This is a genomic window from Bacillus sp. FDAARGOS_527 (genome assembly GCF_003812125.1).
Classification (GTDB): domain Bacteria; phylum Bacillota; class Bacilli; order Bacillales; family Bacillaceae_G; genus Bacillus_A; species Bacillus_A paranthracis.
This window is the reverse complement of the sequence record NZ_CP033795.1, coordinates 5,190,899-5,209,091: the sequence shown is the minus strand read 5'-3', so window position 1 is coordinate 5,209,091 and position 18,193 is coordinate 5,190,899. Positions and strand designations below refer to the sequence as shown.

Genomic DNA, 18,193 nt, shown 5'->3' with positions numbered 1-18,193 from the left:
ATTTGTATATTCCCAAAACACAAACAAAAAGGGTCAATTCCTAAGAATCGACCCTTTTTATTAATTCATCACTAACTCAGCTGTGAGCTTTTTTTTTAACTTAGCCAACATGTCCGTTGTCATTTTGTCTAAATCGTATTCTGCTTTAAAGCCCCACTCTTTCATCGCTGCTGTTGCATCAATAGAGTTTGGCCAGCTATCAGCGATTGTTTGACGAGCAGGATCTACAGCGTAATCCATTGTAAACGTCGGGATGTGTTTACGAATTGCTGCTGCGATTTGCTCTGGCTCAAAGCTCATTGCTGTAATATTGAACGCGTTTCTATGCACAAGTTTACTTGGATCAGCTTCCATTAATGAAATGATCGCTTGTAAAGCATCTGGCATATACATCATATCCATGTATGTTCCTTCTGCAATGTATGAGGTGTATGTGCCTTTTTTAATCGCCTCATAATAAATTTCAACTGCATAGTCAGTTGTTCCGCCTCCTGGAGGAGCTACGTAAGAAATTAAACCTGGGAAACGTACACCGCGCGTATCAACACCAAACTTTTGATGATAATAATCACATAGTAATTCTCCTGCTACTTTGTTTACCCCATACATCGTAGTAGGACGCTGAATTGTATCTTGTGGCGTATTATCTTTCGGCGTTGATGGACCGAATGCACCGATAGAACTTGGTGTGAAAAACTTACAGTTTAATTCACGAGCTGCTTCTAATGCATTTACAAGTCCGCCCATATTTAAATTCCATGCAAATAGCGGATTTTTTTCCGCCGTTGCTGAAAGTAAAGCTGCTAAATGAATAATTGTATCTACTTCATTACGCTTTGCAATATCATGTAGTTTTTGTCCATCTGTTACATCTAACGTTTCAAAAGGACCAGACGTTACTACTTCACTATCTGTTTCACGAATATCTGTTGCAATAACATTTGATGCGCCGTATACATCACGAAGTTTCATTACTAGTTCAGAACCAATCTGCCCTAAAGAACCGGTTACTAGAATTTTTTTCATTTTCCCCACTCCTCATTTGCAAGCTATTCAAAAGATGTCGTTACTTAAATGATGCCCATTTCTTTCCCTACTTTTTCATACTTACGAATTGCTTCATCTAACATTTCTTTCGTATGAGCTGCTGTAGGCATATTACGAACGCGTCCGGTTCCTTTTGCTACAGTTGGGAACACGATAGATTTTGCGTATACGCCTTCTTCATTTAGACGTTTACTAAATTCTTGTGTTAACACTTCATCCCCAATAATACAAGGTGTAATTGGCGTTTCACTTTCTCCGATGTTAAAGCCAAGTTCTTTTAATCCTTGTTTTAAATAGCGACCATTTTCCCACAGACGATCATGTAACTCTGTGCTTTCCATTAAGATTTCAATTGATCTCATGCAAGCTGCAGCATCAGCTGGTGTTAATGCTGTAGAGAATAAGAATGGACGTGAACGAACTTTTAACCAGTCAATTAAGTTTTGTTTCCCTGCTACATATCCACCAATTACCCCAATTGCTTTTGATAATGTACCAATTTGGAAATCAACTTTATCAGACAGACCGAAGTGCTTTACAGTTCCTGCACCTTTACCCAGTACACCTGAACCGTGTGCATCATCTACGTATGTCATTAAATCTAATTCTTCTGCAATCTCAACAATTTCTGGTAGTTTTGCAACATCTCCATCCATTGAGAAGACACCGTCTGTAATTACCATTAATTTATTGTAAAGACCTGATTCTTTCGCCGCGATTGCTTTTTGGCGTAAATCTTCCATATCAGAATGTTTATAAACAATAATTTTTGCCTTTGATAGACGACTACCATCAATAATAGAAGCATGGTTTAACTCGTCTGAAAGAATCGCATCATTTTTATCCATAACGGCTGAAATCGCTGCCATATTACAGTTAAATCCTGATTGGTAAGCGATTGCTGCTTCTGTATGTTTAAACTTTGCAATTGTTTCTTCTAATTTAATATGCAAATCTAAAGTGCCGTTAATTGTACGAACCGCTCCTGCTCCAACGCCGTACTTATGAATTGCACCAATTGCTGCTTCTTGCAAACGGCTATCTGTTGCTAATCCAAGATAGTTGTTTGAAGATAAGTTAATATATTCTTTTCCGCCAATTGTAATGATCGGTCCATTTGAACTCTCAAGCGGATCAATTACGTTATAAAGCCCCTTTGATTTTAAATCCTCTAAATTTTCTTCTAAAAATTTTGCAAGTGTTTTACTAGACATCGTGAAGCCTCCCATCGTTCATGTAAGCGAATTATTGTCTTAATAGTTCTAATAATCCCTCTACTAGCTTAACACGTTTTCAGAATTTATTATAGAAAAATAGTTTAAAGTAACCGCTTACAATTCTAGATTATATATGATTCATTACAAGAAATCTATCATTTACTTTTCATATTTGGTAGAATAAAAAAAATATGTAAGGGGGCTTCAATCATGGCATTTACTGAATCTAATGTATATAATAACGAAGCATTTTTTGAACAATATATGAAACGAAGATACCGAGAAAATAGCCCAAATGAATCACTTGAAAAGCCAGCCTTTTTTCAACTCATTGGTGATGTGAAAGGAAAACGAATTCTCGATTTAGGCTGCGGTGACGCAAAATTTGGCAAGGAATTATTAGAAAAAGACTGCCACTCTTACACTGGTATTGAAGGCTCCGAACTTATGTATAAAAAAGCTAAAAAACAACTAGAAGATAAAAATGGGATCGTCCATTTTTTAAACCTCAAAGACTACACATACCCCCCTGCTACTTTTGATTTAGTAACATCTAGACTCGCCTTACATTATATTGAACATCTTCCTATCATTTTTCAAAATGTGTACGAAACTTTAAAAACAAATGGAACCTTTACTTTTAGCGTTCAACATCCTATTATTACCTCTTCATTTGAAAGCTTACAAACGAGCGGGAAAAGAACGAACTGGCTCGTCGATGATTATTTTAAAATGGGTAAACGCGTTGAACGTTGGATTGATCAAGAAGTTATTAAATATCATCGTACAATGGAAGAATATTTTACACTATTACAACAAGCTGGATTTACAATTACAAATTTAAAAGAAGCTACACCAGATCAAACTTATTTTCAAAGCGCGGAAGAATATGAACGTCGTTTACGTATTCCCCTCTTTCTCTTATTCTCTTGCCGAAAATAAAAAAGACGATGAACCTCTCATCGTCTTTTTCATTATCTTATTGCCTGAGCAACCTCTTTACGTACACGTCTTCCTTTTCCATGCGGAATACAAAGTGGCGTCCCAAATAATGGATCTGTACTGATTTGACACTCCATTCGGAATACATCACGTACTAGCTTCTCATCTACTACTTCTTCTGGCTTACCTTGTGCATATATTTGTTTATCTTGAATGGCTACAATATTGTCTGCATAACGACATGCTAAATTTAAATCGTGTAATACCATGACAATTGTTCTTTGTTCTGTTTCATTTAATTCGAATAATAAATCAAGCACTTCAATTTGGTGAGTCATATCTAAATAGGTAGTAGGCTCATCCAGTAAAATAATATCTGTATCTTGTGCAAGCGTCATTGCAATCCAAGCACGTTGTCGTTGTCCACCTGAAAGAGCATGCACATCACGCTCAGCAAATTCTGTCATCCCTGTTGCTGCAAGTGCCTTCTGTACCATTTCCTCGTCTTTTTCTGACCACTGTTTCAGCCATGTTTGATATGGATAACGTCCTTGCTTTACAAGTTGCAATACTGTAAGCCCTTCAGGTGCTTGCGGTCCTTGCGGTAAAATTGCCATTTGACGAGCAATTTGCTTCGTTTGCATACTTTGAATGGCTTGATTATCTAACAAAATGTCACCAGTTGTTGGCTTTAATAATCTAGCTAGTGAACGTAATAAAGTTGATTTTCCGCAACCGTTAGAACCGATAAAGATTGTAATTTCGCCTTTTGGAATTTCTAAATTCAACTCATCAATAATAATCGTTTCACCATAAGACAACGTCAAACGTTTCGTCTCCAATGCTTTTTGCATATTCATCTCCCTTTATGAATTCCGACTTTTATAAAGTAAATAAATAAAATAAGGTGCACCAATTGCTGATGTAAATACTCCTGCTGGAATTTCAAGTGGGGTGAAAACTGTACGCCCAATTAAATCTGCAGCAAGTACTAAAATTGCACCAACAATCGCCGCAACTGGGAGTAATGCACCGTATAAAGAACCAACTAGTCTTCGTGAAATATGAGGTGCCATTAAACCGACAAATCCAATTCCTCCAGCAAAGGCAACTGCTCCACCAATTAAAGCTGTACTCAGTAATAACATGAATACGCGTGACTTCGTTAAAGGAACACCAAGTCCTACCGCAATATCATCCCCTAGCTCTTGCGCATTTAAATGTCTAGCAGCTATAAATGATATTACCGTTAAAGTGAGAACCCACGGTGCAAGTACCATAACATTTTGCCATGAAGAACCGTAAACAGTACCTGTAATCCATACATTCGCTTGACTCGCTTGGTAAATTGGCGCTAACAACATAAACAAAGTCGTTGCCGCTTTCGTTAATGCCCAAAACCCAACACCAATTAAAACAAGACTAATCGGCGATAACCCGTCATTTCTCCATGCAAATAAATATACAAAAAGCGCTACAATTGTTGCCCCAACAAAGGCTGCTAACGGCATATAATGAATGCTAACGGTTAGCGCATTATTTTTATCACTAAATATAGCTAAAAACAGTACAACTGCAACACTTGCACCACCTGTAATCCCAATGATATCCGGAGAAGCAAGTGGATTTCGAACGAGACCTTGTAAAATACATCCTGCTACAGCAAGTGCGATTCCTACAAGAATGGCAATTAAAATACGCGGCATACGAAACTTATTTACAACCATATTGGACATCGCATCGCCATTTCCAGTAATCGCTTGCCATACATCATAAGGAGCAATTTTCATGTCTCCCATACCTGCACTCGCAAAAAATAATCCTATTAAAACAACTAGTAAACTGAATAAGACGAGACAAGCTCGTTTATACATTAAAAACGAGAGCTCGCCTTTTCCTATACGAAACGGAATATACTTCTTCATTTGCTAAGCCCTCTCTTACGTGCAATATAAATAAAGAATGGGGCTCCGATAAATGCTGTCATAACCCCTACCGGTACTTCTTGTGGCATAATGACATATCTTGCTGCTATATCAGCTAAGATTAATAGTATTGCACCTAACAAGCCACTATACGGTACTCTCCACCTGTGATCTACTCCAACAAGAAATCTGGCAAAATGCGGAGTAACAATACCAATAAATCCAATCGGACCAGCGACCGCAACTGAACCACCAGATAACAGGACAATAATAAGTAGTATGAATGATTTCATTAAAATCGTTCTTTGACCAAGTCCTTTTGCAACGTCTTCCCCCATCATTAATGTATTTACTTTCCCTGCCATCATAATAGATGCAATCCATCCTATTAATAAATACGGGAATACAGATTGTAAAATTTCTAACTTTCTTCCTTGCACAGATCCGGCAAGCCAAAATAATACTTCTTCAAGCGCCTTTTCATTTAAAACAAGTAATCCTTGTGTTAATGATGAAAATAACGCACTAATTGCGACACCTGCTAATGTTAACTTAAGAGGCGTTGTCCCCTCTTTTCCTAAAGAACTAGAAGCGAATACAAGTACAGCTGCAATTGCCGCTCCTAAAAAGGCAATCCACGTGAAAGCTGATAATGATGTCACGGAAAAAATAACAATTGCTACAACTATGAAGAAAGCAGCACCTGAATTTAACCCAATAAAATCTGGAGAAGCAAGTGGATTCTTCGTTAAAGTTTGCATAAGACAACCTGCAATGGCTAAACTAGCACCAACACTCGCTGCAATTAATGCTCTTGGTAGACGCACATTTTGAATAATAATATGTTCATTGGACCCATTAAAATGGAAAAAAGCATCTAACGCTAAATTCCAACTCGTATTTGTATATCCGAAAATAATACTTCCCCAAATACAAGTAATGACTGCAATGATTCCAACAAATAATCCAATCCATTTTGCTCGATTTGTTTTTAATAACATGCAGCGTTTCCCCTTCAATGTATAATGATACGTTGTAAGTGTATTTCAACTTAATTCTCATTGTCAACGGAAATGAGAATTATTTTCACCCGTATATATTGACAATCAAAAGATAAAGGCTTAATATCATGCTTGCTATTGAAAAAAATTCTCACTATGTAGGGGGTACATAATGAATTTCATGCGAAAGAAATCGTTTACAGTATTTGTATTTTTATTAGCCTTTTCACTACTTTTAAGTGCTTGTGGAAAATCAAATACGAAAGAAGATACAAAAGAAGATACAAAAAAAGAAATGATTACAGTTGAACATGCAATGGGTAAAACAGAAGTTCCTGCTAATCCAAAACGTGTAGTTATTTTAACAAACGAAGGAACTGAAGCTTTACTTGAGCTAGGTGTGAAACCAGTTGGGGCTGTAAAATCTTGGACTGGTGATCCGTGGTATCCACATATTAAAGATAAAATGAAAGATGTAAAAGTTGTTGGTGATGAAGGACAAGTGAACGTAGAAACTATCGCTTCTTTAAAACCAGACTTAATTATCGGTAACAAAATGCGTCACGAAAAAGTGTACGAGCAACTAAAAGCAATTGCACCTACTGTGTTCTCTGAAACATTACGCGGTGAATGGAAAGATAACTTCAAGTTTTATGCGAAAGCATTAAATAAAGAAAAAGAAGGCGAAAAGGTTTTAGCTGATTACGATAAAAGTATGAAAGATTTAAAAGCTAAACTAGGCGATAAAGTAAACCAAGAAATCTCTATGGTTCGCTTCATGCCTGGTGATGTTCGTATTTATCATGGTGATACATTCTCTGGTGTTATTTTAAAAGAACTTGGATTTAAACGTCCTGGCGATCAAAATAAAGATGACTTCGCAGAGCGTAACGTATCTAAAGAACGTATTTCTGCAATGGATGGCGATGTATTATTCTACTTCACATTCGATAAAGGAAATGAGAAAAAAGGCTCTGAATTAGAAAAAGAATATATCAATGATCCGCTATTTAAAAACTTAAATGCAGTAAAAAATGGTAAAGCATACAAAGTTGATGATGTGATTTGGAATACAGCTGGTGGCGTAATGGCTGCTAACTTACTATTAGATGATATCGAAAAACGCTTTGTTAAATAATATTCCCTTAGCCAGCTCCCCTTCTATGGAGCTGGTTATTTTTCAATTCACTTAAATGTCACATTATTTCATTTTGTATTTTTATTCCCAATATGTTATATTATAAAAGTAAATAAAATATATTTTCTCTATATCAGAATAAATATTTTAATCTAAATTTTCTGATTAATCACTATTTTATTTTCTTTTAGAATTCAATTATTACATTTGAAAACGCTTATCATCTCGTTTTCAGGGCAAAATACAGTAACGGTCGAAGTAAAATAGAACTTTTTTAGAAATTTTCTTTCTATTTCCATATAATTCTATTGACTTCTAAATATTTTGTAAATTAAAATGATTACATAAATATCCGTTATACAGGATTAGGGGGAAACAAACATGGATGCAGCTTTAAAATTAGACAAAGCTGGAGAGCAACAATCACCAAAAAAACATCCACCAGGGTTATACTTGTTGTTCTTTACAGAAGCATGGGAAAGATTTAGTTATTACGGAATGCGTGGCTTATTAGTTCTTTATTTAACAACGAGCTTAGTAAGCGGCGGTTTAGGATTTGATAAAGCAGTTGCAGTTCAAATTTACGGTATTTTCACAATGTTAGTATACTTCACACCGATTATCGGTGGTTGGTTAACTGACCATTTCATTACGAAGCGCCATGCCATTACTATTGGTGGTATTATCATGGCAATTGGTAACTTTGTACTATTCTCAATGAACACAAAAACTGGACTATTTTTAGGATTAGGATTATTAGTTATTGGTAACGGATTCTTCAAACCAAATATTTCGACTTTATTAGGTCAATTATATAGCGAAAACGATTCTCGTCGTGATAGTGCCTTCACTATCTTCTACATGGGAATTAACTTAGGTGCTCTTATCGCTCCTTTCATTTGCGGTTACTTCGCAGATTATAGATACGGTTTCTTAACAGCTTGTATCGGTATGATTATTGGACAACTTGCCTTTAATTTCTTAGCACCTCGTTACTTAGGGTCTATCGGAACAACTGTTGTAGGGAAAAAATCTAAAGAAAAAAATGCAAAAGCAATCGAGAAAAAACCTTTAACAACACAAGAGAAAAAACGTACTGCTGCAATTTTAATTTTAACTTGTTTCGTAGTATTCTTCTGGGCAGGATTTGAGCAAGCAGGTAGTTCTTTAACACTTTACACAGATAAGTTTGTGGATCGTACAATTGGTGGATTTACAATTCCAACACCTTGGTTCCAATCTGTAAACCCACTATTCATTATCTTACTAGCATTACCTGTTTCTGCATTATGGATTAAACTTTCGAAAACAAAAAATGGTGATTTAAAAATCCCAACAAAAATGGCATTTGGTATGATTTTACTAGGGATTGGATATTTAGTTCTAACTTTAGCTGTATTAAAAACTGGTAGCGACGAAGGTAACATTACAATGAAAGCAAACTTACTATTCATTGTATTCACTTACATGTTCCATACAATTGGTGAATTATTCTTATCACCAATCGGATTATCTATGGTAAGTGCAATCGCTCCTGTTAAATTAGCATCATTATTAATGGGTGTATGGTTAGCTGGTACTGGTTTCGCAAACTTACTAGCAGGACAATTAGCTGCTTTCACTCAATCTTTAGGATATTTAGAAGTATTCGCAAGTATCGGTATTATCGTAATCGTACTCGGATTAGTACTTCTTATGTTCTCTAAGAAAATTGCACATATGATGGAATAAATAAGAAGACGCTTCTAAATGTAGAAGCGTCTTTTCTATTACTTCTCCTCTAAAGCCGTCACGTTCACGTGAACGCTTTCTCCAGGATTAGATACATCATACACTTGAGCAACCCCACTCTGCTCGTCACAGCTCTCAATCCATACTGGTACGCCCTCATATGTAACGTCAATTCTACTTGAAGAAGATAAAATTTGTTTCACACGTTTTACATCCATACTACCATTCCTCCTTTTACTTGCTACACTCCTTTCTATCTTTTCTTTTCCCTTTAGAATATATTCCATATAGCAGCATGTTAATTAATAGCCTTTTCTTCCTTACATTCCAACATTTTCTCTCATGTCACCTTTCTGACAAATAAAAAAAGACGTATGTCCCATACGTCTTTTTCCATAATATTCAAATTTTAAGAAAATAATGTTTTTACTACTTCACTTACTTTATCATTATGAATTTGATAATACACTTCTAGTCCTCGTCGTTCAAAGCGTACTACTTTATTTTGTTTTAATTTCGTTAAATGTTGCGAAACTGTTGATTGCGGAATTTCTAACACTTCCTGTAATTGTGTTACATTACATGTTCCACGTTGCATTAGTTCCATTACTAGGCGTAGACGCAACGGATGCGCTAACGCTCTTAACATTTGTACATCTTCTTCTGAAATATGACATTCGAATTGATTTTGGCTCATAAAGTTCCCCTCATTTTCGTTTTTATTTTCTTTTTATTTATTTATATATCTGTTCTTATATTTCCTGTTACGACATAACTTTATCAACCTATAAAGCTGAAAATTTTTTCCACCTTAACCAACAAAGAACTCAGGAAAAATTCCTTGCTGATTTTGAATATTATACTATATGATATAACGAAAAAGCAAAACAACGGGCTGCAAATACTTTGCTTGCAAATGTTGTTTTATCAGGCTTTTTGTTATATTTTCACCTCATTGCAACGTGCAGTAATGATATTGTAAAATACCGTCTATAATTGATAACCTATCGTAACGTATTTGGGTTATATTTAACCTCTTTGTTACGCTAAAAGGAATTTTCAGTAAAAAGAGCTGCCGTAACATTAAATATTAACTTATTACTTTTTAATTAATATTCAATCGCTTGAACTATGATGGAACACTTCCTATTAAGTACATTTACTGTCCCACTCCTGACTTGATCAAATAGGACAAACGGTACATTCTGCAACTCTATATTCGATACAAAGACGGTCTCTACTATAGAACTGTAGCATCAATAATGTATAAACAACTACAAGAAAAGAATATGCAAATAATTTATCTCACCCACTCGAATAGATTTGAGTGGGCTTTTTGTCGACTTTATGAACAAAGCATTTCTTTTAACACTATTATGGAATAATTATACTTTTTTACGTTGACAATAGTGTTGAAGGAGAATATACTAAGCATGTAAGTTGATTGTGAATAGTTTCACAAATAATGTGAATTTCTTCACATAAAATAGATAGGAGTTGTCATTATTATGAGTACTTGGACACAAATTTATGACCCATTAAACAATATTTGGTTATCTGCTCTAATCGCAGCACTTCCAATTTTCTGCTTCATCATTTGTTTAATGGGACTGAAAATGAAAAGTTATATCGCTGGTCTTTACAGTGTGATTGTCGCTATTATTCTTGCTATATTCGTTTATAAAATGCCAGCAACAGTAGCTTTAGCATCTGCCGGATTCGGTATTTTATCTGGATTTTATCCAATTTGTACTATTGTTATCGCAGCAATTTTCCTTTACAAATTAACTGTTAAAACAGAGCAATTCAACATCATTCGTGATAGTATTTCAAGCATTACAAATGATCAACGCTTACAAGTATTATTAATCGCTTATTCTTTCGGTGCTTTCTTAGAAGGCGCAGCTGGTCTAGGGGTTCCAGTTGCTATTACAGCTGCACTACTTGTAGGTATGGGCTTTAATCCATTAAAAGCAGCAGGTATTTGTTTAGTAGCAAATATCGCTGGTGGTGCTATGGGTGCTATGGGTATCCCAGTTACAGTACCAGCACAATTAACTGAGCTAGATGCATTAACTATCGGTCGTCAAACTGTTCTTATCTTACCATTCATCAGTATTGTATTACCTTTCTTACTTGTTTCAATGGTCGATGGAATGAAAGGTATTAAAGAAACTTGGCAAGGTATTCTTGTAAGTGGTGTTTCTTTCGCAATTACTCAGTTCGTTGTAACTTACTTCTTAGGTGCAGAACTTACTAATATTTTCGCAGCCGTTGTAAGTATGATCTCTCTTGCATTATTCTTACGTGTTTGGCAGCCAAAATCTTCTACTAAAGAAGAAAAACAAGAAGAAAAAGTATCACATACATTCAATCAAATTTTATATGCTTGGTCTCCATTCGTATTCTTAACTGCATTCGTAACAATCTTTAATTTAAAACCAATTAAAGCTCTATTTGCTCCGGATGGCGCACTAGCAAACCTAGTATTTAACATTCAATTCCCTGGTCTTCATAACGCTGTTATGAAAACTACACCAATTACAAAAGCTGATACACCTTTCGCAGCTGTTTTCAAATTTGATGTATTCTCATCTACAACTACTGCAATCGTATTAGCGATTATCGTTTCACTTATCGTGTACCGCGTAAAAGGTAAAATGGTTAAAGAATTAATGGTTGAAACAATAAAAGAACTAAAAGCTCCAGTGTATACAATCTGTAGCGTTATCGCTTTAGCTTACGTGGAAAACTACTCTGGTATGTCATCTACACTTGGACTTGCATTCTCTTCTACTGGTAATGCATTCCCAGTTCTTTCTCCAATCTTAGGATGGATTGGCGTATTTATTACAGGTTCAGTAGTATCAAGTGGTTCATTATTCGCACCGCTTCAAGCAGTAACTGCAGATCAATTAAACATCGTTCCTTCTACTCTTGTTGCATTAAACGTAGTAGGTGGTACAATGGCAAAAATGGTTTCACCACAATCTGTAGCAGTTGCTTGTGCCGCAGTTGGACTAGTTGGTAAAGAATCTGCCCTATTTAAAACAGCAATGAAATACAGTTTAATCTTCTTAGCTATCATTAGCTTACTTCAATTGAACGCTGTATTTAATATCTTTTAAAAATAAAACACCGATCCAAATGGATCGGTGTTTTTTCACATTACATCTTCTTATTCTTTAATAAAGAAGCTCCAGCAATTTCAGGATGCGTCATTTCGAATGGATCTAAAATAATATCCAATTCTTCTTCTGTCAGTACACCATGTTCTAAACATAACTCCCGAACAGATTTTCCTGTTTCAATTGCTTCACGTGCAATACGAGATGCTACTTCATAACCAATATGAGGATTAACTGCTGTGATAATGCCAACACTTTTCTCAACATATTGCTTCAGCAATTCTTCATTTGCTGTAATTCCTTTAATACAATATTCACGGAATACACGGAATCCGTTATTCATAATACTAATAGATTGAATTAAATTAAATACAAGCACAGGCTCCATTACGTTGAGCTCCAGTTGTCCTGCTTCTGACGCTAAGCAAATTGTATGATCATTACCAATTACTTGGAAAGCGACTTGATTAATTACTTCTGCCATAACAGGATTTACTTTACCTGGCATAATAGATGAACCTGGCTGACGAGCTGGTAATTGAATTTCCGCCAATCCAACACGTGGACCAGATGCCATAATACGAAGGTCATTCGCAATTTTAGACATATTCATCATACATACTTTTAATGCTGCAGATACTTCTGTGTATGCATCTGTATTTTGCGTTGCATCAACTAAATGCTCTGCACCAACAAGTGGGAATCCGCTAAATGTTCGTAAGTGTTTCACCACTTGTTCAATGTACGTAGGATTTGCATTTAATCCCGTACCAACAGCTGTCGCTCCCATGTTCACTTCATATAAATGTTGGCGGGATTGTTTAATTCTTTTTATATCACGCGCAAGCACGCGGCTATATGCTTCAAATTCTTGTCCAAGACGAATCGGAACAGCGTCTTGTAAATGTGTACGTCCCATTTTAATGACGTGATCGAACTCTTTTGCTTTTGCACGGAAAGCAGCATGAAGTTCTTCCATTGTAATAAGAAGTTCTTCTAACATCATAAGAGTTGCAATATGAATTCCCGTTGGAAACGCATCATTCGTCGATTGAGCCATGTTTACATGCGTATTTGGGCTAATTTTTGCATACTCGCCTTTTTCATATCCCATACGTTCTAACGCTCGATTAGCAATTACTTCATTCGTATTCATATTAATAGAAGTTCCAGCACCGCCCTGAATTGGATCTACGATAAATTGATCATGGAATTTTCCATCAACAATTTCTTGCGCTGCCTCTGCAATTTCGTGCCCAATGTCTTTGGCTAAGTAACCAGTATCCATATTTGCAAGTGCCGCCGCTTTTTTCACAATTGCCATTGCCGTAATGAGTGACGGATGGATGCGATATCCTGTAATCGGGAAGTTTTCTACAGCGCGTAATGTTTGTACACCGTAATAAGCTCTACTTGGTACTTCCTTTTCACCTAAAAAATCTTTTTCTATACGTATATCCTTCGTTGCTATCATTTTCATCACCTATACTTTTCATTCTAAATCCCTATTTAAAAAATTCGCCCTCTAAAAATACGAGTATCATTCAGAAGAATTTTTCAGTGTCCACCTTCACTATATAGCACCTTTTTTGAAAGCGCAAACATTTATTTTTCTATATATACCTTTTATAGAAAATCATTCTTCCCCCTTCTTTATTTCCACTCGTTTAATTTGATGCATATCTTTTTCCAGAACTTTAAAAGAAAAGCCGTGTTTTTCAATAATATCTCCTTCAGCAACGATTTGCTTTTGTACCATAATCCACCCACCAATTGTATCTACATCATCAGCGATTAAGTGTATGCCAAATAAATCATTTACTTCACTAATAAGCACTTTTCCCTCTACGATTTTACACCCTTCACTTATATGCTCTATAGGCGGGTGTTCATCTTCATCGTATTCATCTCGGATTTCTCCAACAATTTCTTCTAAAATATCTTCTAACGTAACAATCCCCGCTGTACCGCCATATTCATCATACAACACAGCTAATGGAATGTGTTTTCTTTGCATTTGTAATAGTAAATCATGAATTGGAATATTTTCTAGCACTTCAATGACCGGCCTTGTATATGGCATAATCGAGCACTCCTCGTCCCGATTACCATCCATATAACGAATAAATAAATCCTTTACATTAACCATTCCAATGATTTCATCTTTATCTTCACCAAATACAGGATACCTCGTATATTTTTCTTGTGCGATTATTTTAATATGTGTTTCAAATGGTTCGTCCTCATATAAACCCACAACTTCCGTACGAGGCACCATAATTTCCTTTGCCACTCTATTATCAAATTCAAAAATATTATTTACATATTTAAATTCCCTTTGATTAATCTCTCCGCTCTCATAACTCTCAGATAAGATTAACCGTAATTCTTCCTCCGAATGAGCTACTTCATGTTCAGAAGCCGGATGTAATCCGAATAAACCTGTTACAAGCCTTGCTGAACCATTTAAAGCCCAAATAAACGGATACATAACTCGGTAAAAATAAATAAGTGGCTTTGATAATAATAAGCTAACTTGCTCTGCTCTTTGTATAGCGAACGTCTTCGGAGCAAGTTCACCAATGACAACATGTAAAAACGTAATCACTGCAAAGGCAATAATAAATGAAACTGTGCTGGAAATTGCAGGAGATAAATGCAGTTTTAAAAACAACGGCTCGAGTAAATGTTTTATGGTCGGCTCTCCTAACCACCCAAGCCCTAAAGCGGTAATTGTAATACCTAACTGACATGCTGATAAATATTCATCTAAATTTGAAGTTACTTTTTTTGCTGCCAATGCTCCTCGTCGTTTCTCACTAACGAGTTGGTCAATACGACTGCTACGCACCTTAATAATTGCAAACTCAACAGCTACAAAAAAACCTGTTAATGCAATAAGAATGACTACCATCAGTAATTTTAAAATATCCACATATATCCTTTAGCCTTCTTAGCTAAAGTGACACCTCCTTTAAAAAAGAAGTTTCACTTTAGTTTCTTCATTTACTCAAAAGCAACCCTATATAAAATTCACCAATTTCAAACCTCATACAATTCTAAAGGTAAACCATCAGGGTCTTGGAAAAAGACAAATTTCTTCTCCGTTATTTCATCAATACGGATTGATTCCGTCTTAACACCACATTGGCGTAAATGCTTCACAGCCTCTTCTATATTTGTAACAGCAAATGCTAAATGTCTAAGTCCAGCCGCTTCTGGGAAACTCGGGCGCTCAGGCGGACTTGGAAATGAAAATAATTCAATTTGATACTCTTCTCCTACACATAAATCTAACTTATAAGAATCTCGTTCCTTCCTATATACTTCATTTATCGCTTTAAAACCTAATATTCGATTATAAAAATCCTTTGACACTTCATAATTCGAACAAATAATTGCAACGTGGTGCACTCTACATATATTCATGCTCTCTATTCCTTTCTTTACCAAAGATGCATATTCTCCCTTGAAATGAAAAACATATATAGCAGAATATCTCTTTTAGGGGGCTTACTATGAAATTTATTACTTTTTTCGTGGGACTTATCGTTGTTTTCTTCCTTGCTTATATTGCTAGTAACAATAAGAAACATATTAAATTTAAACCTATTTTCATCATGCTTATTATACAGTTAATTTTAACCTATTTGTTATTAAATACAGAAATTGGTCTCATACTTATTCGGATCATTTCCAGTCTGTTTACAAAGCTACTCGAGTATGCTGCTGATGGTATAAACTTCGTATTTGGCGGCCTTGCCAATAAAGGTGAAATGCCCTTTTTCCTTACTGTCTTATTACCAATTGTCTTCATTTCCGTCTTAATTGGTATACTGCAACATTTCAAAATACTACCATTTTTCATTCGTTGGATCGGTTACTTCCTCAGCAAAATAAATGGTCTTGGGAAATTAGAATCTTATAATGCTATCGCATCTGCCATTGTCGGCCAATCAGAAGTTTTTATTACGGTCAAAAAACAATTAGCTCAAATTCCAAAACACCGTCTTTATACACTTTGTGCATCTGCTATGTCAACTGTATCTATGTCTATCGTAGGTGCCTATATGACAATGATCGAACCTAAATATGTGGTAACCGCACTCGTTCTCAATTTATTTAGCGGTTTTATTATCGTACTGATTATTAACCCCTACGACGTGAAAGATGATGAAGATATTTTAGAAATAAAAGGCGAAAAGCAAAGCTTTTTTGAAATGCTTGGAGAGTACATTCTAGATGGCTTTCGAGTAGCTATCGTTGTCGGTGCTATGCTCATTGGATTTGTCGCATTAATGAGCTGTATTAATGACCTATTCCTCATTATATTCGGCATTACTTTCCAGCAATTAATCGGCTACGTCTTTGCACCAATTGCGTTTCTTATCGGTGTACCAAGTACTGAAATTGTCACAGCTGGTAGCATTATGGCAACGAAGCTTGTAACGAATGAATTTGTAGCCATGATGGATCTTAGTAAAATTTCTAATAGCCTTTCTCCTCGTACAGTTGGTATTATTTCTGTCTTCCTCGTCTCTTTTGCTAACTTTTCTTCTATCGGCATTATTTCAGGTGCGGTAAAAGGATTAAACGAAGAACAAGGAAACGTCGTTGCTAGATTTGGCCTTAAATTACTATACGGAGCAACTCTCGTTAGCATTTTATCTGCAATTATCGTAAGCATTATGTTGTAATTAGGTAAAATTTTATCATTTTCTTATCCCTATCTTTTGTATACAATAACGAATAGATGTCTTTATAAATAATCAAGACATCTATTTTTTATACATGTACAATCGCTTTTATTTAGCGTACAATATTTTTTATGTGTTTGAATGCGCTTCTAGATGTATACACTTTGATAGTTTTAAAGGAGAAAAAATGATGAAATCCGATATGCACAAAGATACTCGAGCCCAAAAGGGACGCTCAAAGAAAAAACGTCTACTTTGGTTCCTTCTTATTCCATTACTGGTTATAGCACTTGGAGCAGGAGGCTACTCCTTCCATATATACAGTAAAGCAAAATCAATTTTAAATAATGCCTATTCTGAACTTGGTCGCGGAGACAAATCCAGCAAACGTGAAAAAGCCGTTAAACCTATGACTGACAACATTTCCGTACTTATTATGGGTGTTGATGAAAGTGATATTAGAGACAAGAATTATGGGAAAGCAACTCGTACAGATGCACTATTACTTGCAACCATTAATAAAAACGATAAATCTGTTAAGCTTGTCAGTATTCCACGTGATTCACGTGTCTATATTAAATCACGTGATAAATACGATAAAATTACACATGCGCACGTATTCGGTGGTGTAGATAGCACAATTGATACGGTAGAGAACTTTTTAGATGTTCCAGTTGATTACTATGTAAAATTCAACTTTAAATCCTTTATCAAAATTGTTGATTCCCTTGGTGGGATTACTGTAGATGTTCCAGTGGAGTTCACAGAACAAAATAGTAAAGATGAAGCAGATGCAATTCACCTTAAAAAGGGACGTCAACATTTAAATGGAGAAGAAGCACTGGCACTAGCGAGAACTCGTCATATCGATAGTGATTATATGCGCGGTCAACGACAACAGCTTGTTTTAGAAGCTATTGCTGAAAAGGCACTATCTCTGAATTCCATTAATAAAATCGGTGGTTTATTAGACGCTGTTGATAAAGACTTAAAAACAAATTTAACTTTTGATGATATGATGACAATTGCAAAAAATTCAATGGATTCCAATTTAAAAATGGATAAAATGCAAGTAGAAGGTACTGATAAATATATAGGTGGTATTTATTATTACGTTCCAAACGAAAAAAGCGTCGATAATATTTCGACAACACTACAAGAACATCTCGGTGTTACGAATAAAAATGAACATAAAAAATTATAATAAAAAGGCTGCTAGAACTTTCTAGACAGCCTTTTTATTATAATTTTCAACATATTTATCGTACATATTGTGACAAAAAGAGACAATTATTACAACAGTGTAACATATTTTATAAAAACATTACACACACAGTGAAAATAATAGTATACTAGTACGTATATAA

General features: G+C 35.4%; 16 protein-coding genes. 6 read left to right on the top strand and 10 right to left on the bottom strand.

Annotated elements, in window-relative coordinates:
- Positions 1 to 60 precede the first annotated feature (60 nt).
- Together EGX95_RS29640 and EGX95_RS29635 are read right to left on the bottom strand one after the other, a co-directional pair.
- Positions 61 to 1,026, bottom strand: a complete 966-nt coding sequence (locus EGX95_RS29640) for an L-threonine 3-dehydrogenase (RefSeq protein ID WP_000723134.1) — start codon at positions 1,024 to 1,026, stop codon at positions 61 to 63.
- 44 nt (positions 1,027 to 1,070) lie between these two features.
- Positions 1,071 to 2,261: a glycine C-acetyltransferase gene (locus EGX95_RS29635; protein ID WP_000095906.1), complete on the bottom strand. Its 1,191-nt coding sequence runs from the start codon at positions 2,259 to 2,261 to the stop codon at positions 1,071 to 1,073.
- A 213-nt stretch (positions 2,262 to 2,474) separates the two neighbouring features.
- Between EGX95_RS29635 and EGX95_RS29630 the strand changes: the two genes are divergently transcribed.
- Positions 2,475 to 3,206, top strand: a complete 732-nt coding sequence (locus EGX95_RS29630) for a class I SAM-dependent methyltransferase (protein WP_000885981.1) — start codon at positions 2,475 to 2,477, stop codon at positions 3,204 to 3,206.
- Between the two features lie 32 nt (positions 3,207 to 3,238).
- On the opposite strand, the gene EGX95_RS29625 is transcribed toward EGX95_RS29630, so the two are convergent.
- The 3 genes from EGX95_RS29625 to EGX95_RS29615 are packed head-to-tail and all read right to left on the bottom strand — an operon-like array spanning position 3,239 to position 6,132.
- A complete protein-coding gene (locus EGX95_RS29625; RefSeq protein WP_046951909.1) occupies positions 3,239 to 4,060 on the bottom strand; it encodes an ABC transporter ATP-binding protein in 822 nt (273 codons plus the stop codon).
- 12 nt (positions 4,061 to 4,072) lie between these two features.
- Complete coding sequence (locus EGX95_RS29620) at positions 4,073 to 5,131, bottom strand: FecCD family ABC transporter permease (RefSeq protein ID WP_000760050.1); 1,059 nt, start codon at positions 5,129 to 5,131, stop codon at positions 4,073 to 4,075.
- A complete protein-coding gene (locus EGX95_RS29615; protein WP_000925222.1) occupies positions 5,128 to 6,132 on the bottom strand; it encodes a FecCD family ABC transporter permease in 1,005 nt (334 codons plus the stop codon). Before EGX95_RS29615 ends, EGX95_RS29620 begins: the two co-directional genes overlap by 4 nt.
- 172 nt (positions 6,133 to 6,304) lie before the next feature.
- On the opposite strand from EGX95_RS29615, the gene EGX95_RS29610 reads away from it, so the two are divergent.
- Positions 6,305 to 7,270 carry an ABC transporter substrate-binding protein gene (locus EGX95_RS29610; RefSeq protein WP_001010252.1) on the top strand — a complete coding sequence of 322 codons (966 nt, stop codon included), beginning with the start codon at positions 6,305 to 6,307 and terminating at the stop codon, positions 7,268 to 7,270.
- Between the two features lie 381 nt (positions 7,271 to 7,651).
- Entirely contained in the window at positions 7,652 to 9,001 is a 1,350-nt protein-coding gene (locus tag EGX95_RS29605; RefSeq protein ID WP_000338308.1) for a peptide MFS transporter, read from the top strand.
- A gap of 38 nt (positions 9,002 to 9,039) precedes the next feature.
- On the opposite strand, the gene EGX95_RS29600 is transcribed toward EGX95_RS29605, so the two are convergent.
- Together EGX95_RS29600 and EGX95_RS29595 are read right to left on the bottom strand one after the other, a co-directional pair.
- Positions 9,040 to 9,219, bottom strand: a complete 180-nt coding sequence (locus tag EGX95_RS29600) for an acid-soluble spore protein H (RefSeq protein ID WP_000382683.1) — start codon at positions 9,217 to 9,219, stop codon at positions 9,040 to 9,042.
- 191 nt (positions 9,220 to 9,410) lie between these two features.
- Positions 9,411 to 9,698, bottom strand: a complete 288-nt coding sequence (locus EGX95_RS29595) for an ArsR/SmtB family transcription factor (protein WP_000081427.1) — start codon at positions 9,696 to 9,698, stop codon at positions 9,411 to 9,413.
- A gap of 811 nt (positions 9,699 to 10,509) precedes the next feature.
- Here EGX95_RS29595 and EGX95_RS29590 point away from each other — a divergent pair.
- Entirely contained in the window at positions 10,510 to 12,129 is a 1,620-nt protein-coding gene (locus tag EGX95_RS29590) for an L-lactate permease (protein WP_000109105.1), read from the top strand.
- A 40-nt stretch (positions 12,130 to 12,169) separates the two neighbouring features.
- Here the strand turns inward: EGX95_RS29590 and aspA are convergent, their stop codons facing one another.
- From aspA to EGX95_RS29575, 3 genes are all read right to left on the bottom strand, one after another.
- Complete coding sequence (aspA, locus tag EGX95_RS29585; RefSeq protein WP_000562155.1) at positions 12,170 to 13,603, bottom strand: aspartate ammonia-lyase; 1,434 nt, start codon at positions 13,601 to 13,603, stop codon at positions 12,170 to 12,172.
- Positions 13,604 to 13,765: 162 nt separating this feature from the next.
- Entirely contained in the window at positions 13,766 to 15,064 is a 1,299-nt protein-coding gene (locus EGX95_RS29580; protein WP_000353304.1) for a hemolysin family protein, read from the bottom strand.
- A gap of 107 nt (positions 15,065 to 15,171) precedes the next feature.
- Complete coding sequence (locus tag EGX95_RS29575) at positions 15,172 to 15,558, bottom strand: SMU1112c/YaeR family gloxylase I-like metalloprotein (protein ID WP_002081606.1); 387 nt, start codon at positions 15,556 to 15,558, stop codon at positions 15,172 to 15,174.
- A gap of 89 nt (positions 15,559 to 15,647) precedes the next feature.
- On the opposite strand from EGX95_RS29575, the gene EGX95_RS29570 reads away from it, so the two are divergent.
- Positions 15,648 to 16,826, top strand: coding sequence for a NupC/NupG family nucleoside CNT transporter (locus EGX95_RS29570; protein WP_000668853.1), 1,179 nt, complete (start codon positions 15,648 to 15,650; stop codon positions 16,824 to 16,826).
- 190 nt (positions 16,827 to 17,016) lie between these two features.
- On the top strand, positions 17,017 to 18,030 hold the full coding sequence (locus tag EGX95_RS29565) for an LCP family protein (RefSeq protein WP_123805806.1): 1,014 nt from the start codon (positions 17,017 to 17,019) through the stop codon (positions 18,028 to 18,030).
- The last annotated feature ends 163 nt before the right edge of the window (positions 18,031 to 18,193 follow it).

Bases quoted from the DNA above. Each gene is read 5' to 3' on its own strand.
- EGX95_RS29640 (WP_000723134.1), bottom strand. From the start codon at position 1,026: ATGAAAAAAATTCTAGTAACCGGTTCTTTAGGGCAGATTGGTTCTGAA.
- EGX95_RS29635 (WP_000095906.1), bottom strand. From the start codon at position 2,261: ATGTCTAGTAAAACACTTGCAAAATTTTTAGAAGAAAATTTAGAGGAT.
- EGX95_RS29630 (WP_000885981.1), top strand. From the start codon at position 2,475: ATGGCATTTACTGAATCTAATGTATATAATAACGAAGCATTTTTTGAA.
- EGX95_RS29625 (WP_046951909.1), bottom strand. From the start codon at position 4,060: ATGCAAAAAGCATTGGAGACGAAACGTTTGACGTTGTCTTATGGTGAA.
- EGX95_RS29620 (WP_000760050.1), bottom strand. From the start codon at position 5,131: ATGAAGAAGTATATTCCGTTTCGTATAGGAAAAGGCGAGCTCTCGTTT.
- EGX95_RS29615 (WP_000925222.1), bottom strand. From the start codon at position 6,132: ATGTTATTAAAAACAAATCGAGCAAAATGGATTGGATTATTTGTTGGA.
- EGX95_RS29610 (WP_001010252.1), top strand. From the start codon at position 6,305: ATGAATTTCATGCGAAAGAAATCGTTTACAGTATTTGTATTTTTATTA.
- EGX95_RS29605 (WP_000338308.1), top strand. From the start codon at position 7,652: ATGGATGCAGCTTTAAAATTAGACAAAGCTGGAGAGCAACAATCACCA.
- EGX95_RS29600 (WP_000382683.1), bottom strand. From the start codon at position 9,219: ATGGATGTAAAACGTGTGAAACAAATTTTATCTTCTTCAAGTAGAATT.
- EGX95_RS29595 (WP_000081427.1), bottom strand. From the start codon at position 9,698: ATGAGCCAAAATCAATTCGAATGTCATATTTCAGAAGAAGATGTACAA.
- EGX95_RS29590 (WP_000109105.1), top strand. From the start codon at position 10,510: ATGAGTACTTGGACACAAATTTATGACCCATTAAACAATATTTGGTTA.
- aspA (WP_000562155.1), bottom strand. From the start codon at position 13,603: ATGATAGCAACGAAGGATATACGTATAGAAAAAGATTTTTTAGGTGAA.
- EGX95_RS29575 (WP_002081606.1), bottom strand. From the start codon at position 15,558: ATGAATATATGTAGAGTGCACCACGTTGCAATTATTTGTTCGAATTAT.
- EGX95_RS29570 (WP_000668853.1), top strand. From the start codon at position 15,648: ATGAAATTTATTACTTTTTTCGTGGGACTTATCGTTGTTTTCTTCCTT.
- EGX95_RS29565 (WP_123805806.1), top strand. From the start codon at position 17,017: ATGAAATCCGATATGCACAAAGATACTCGAGCCCAAAAGGGACGCTCA.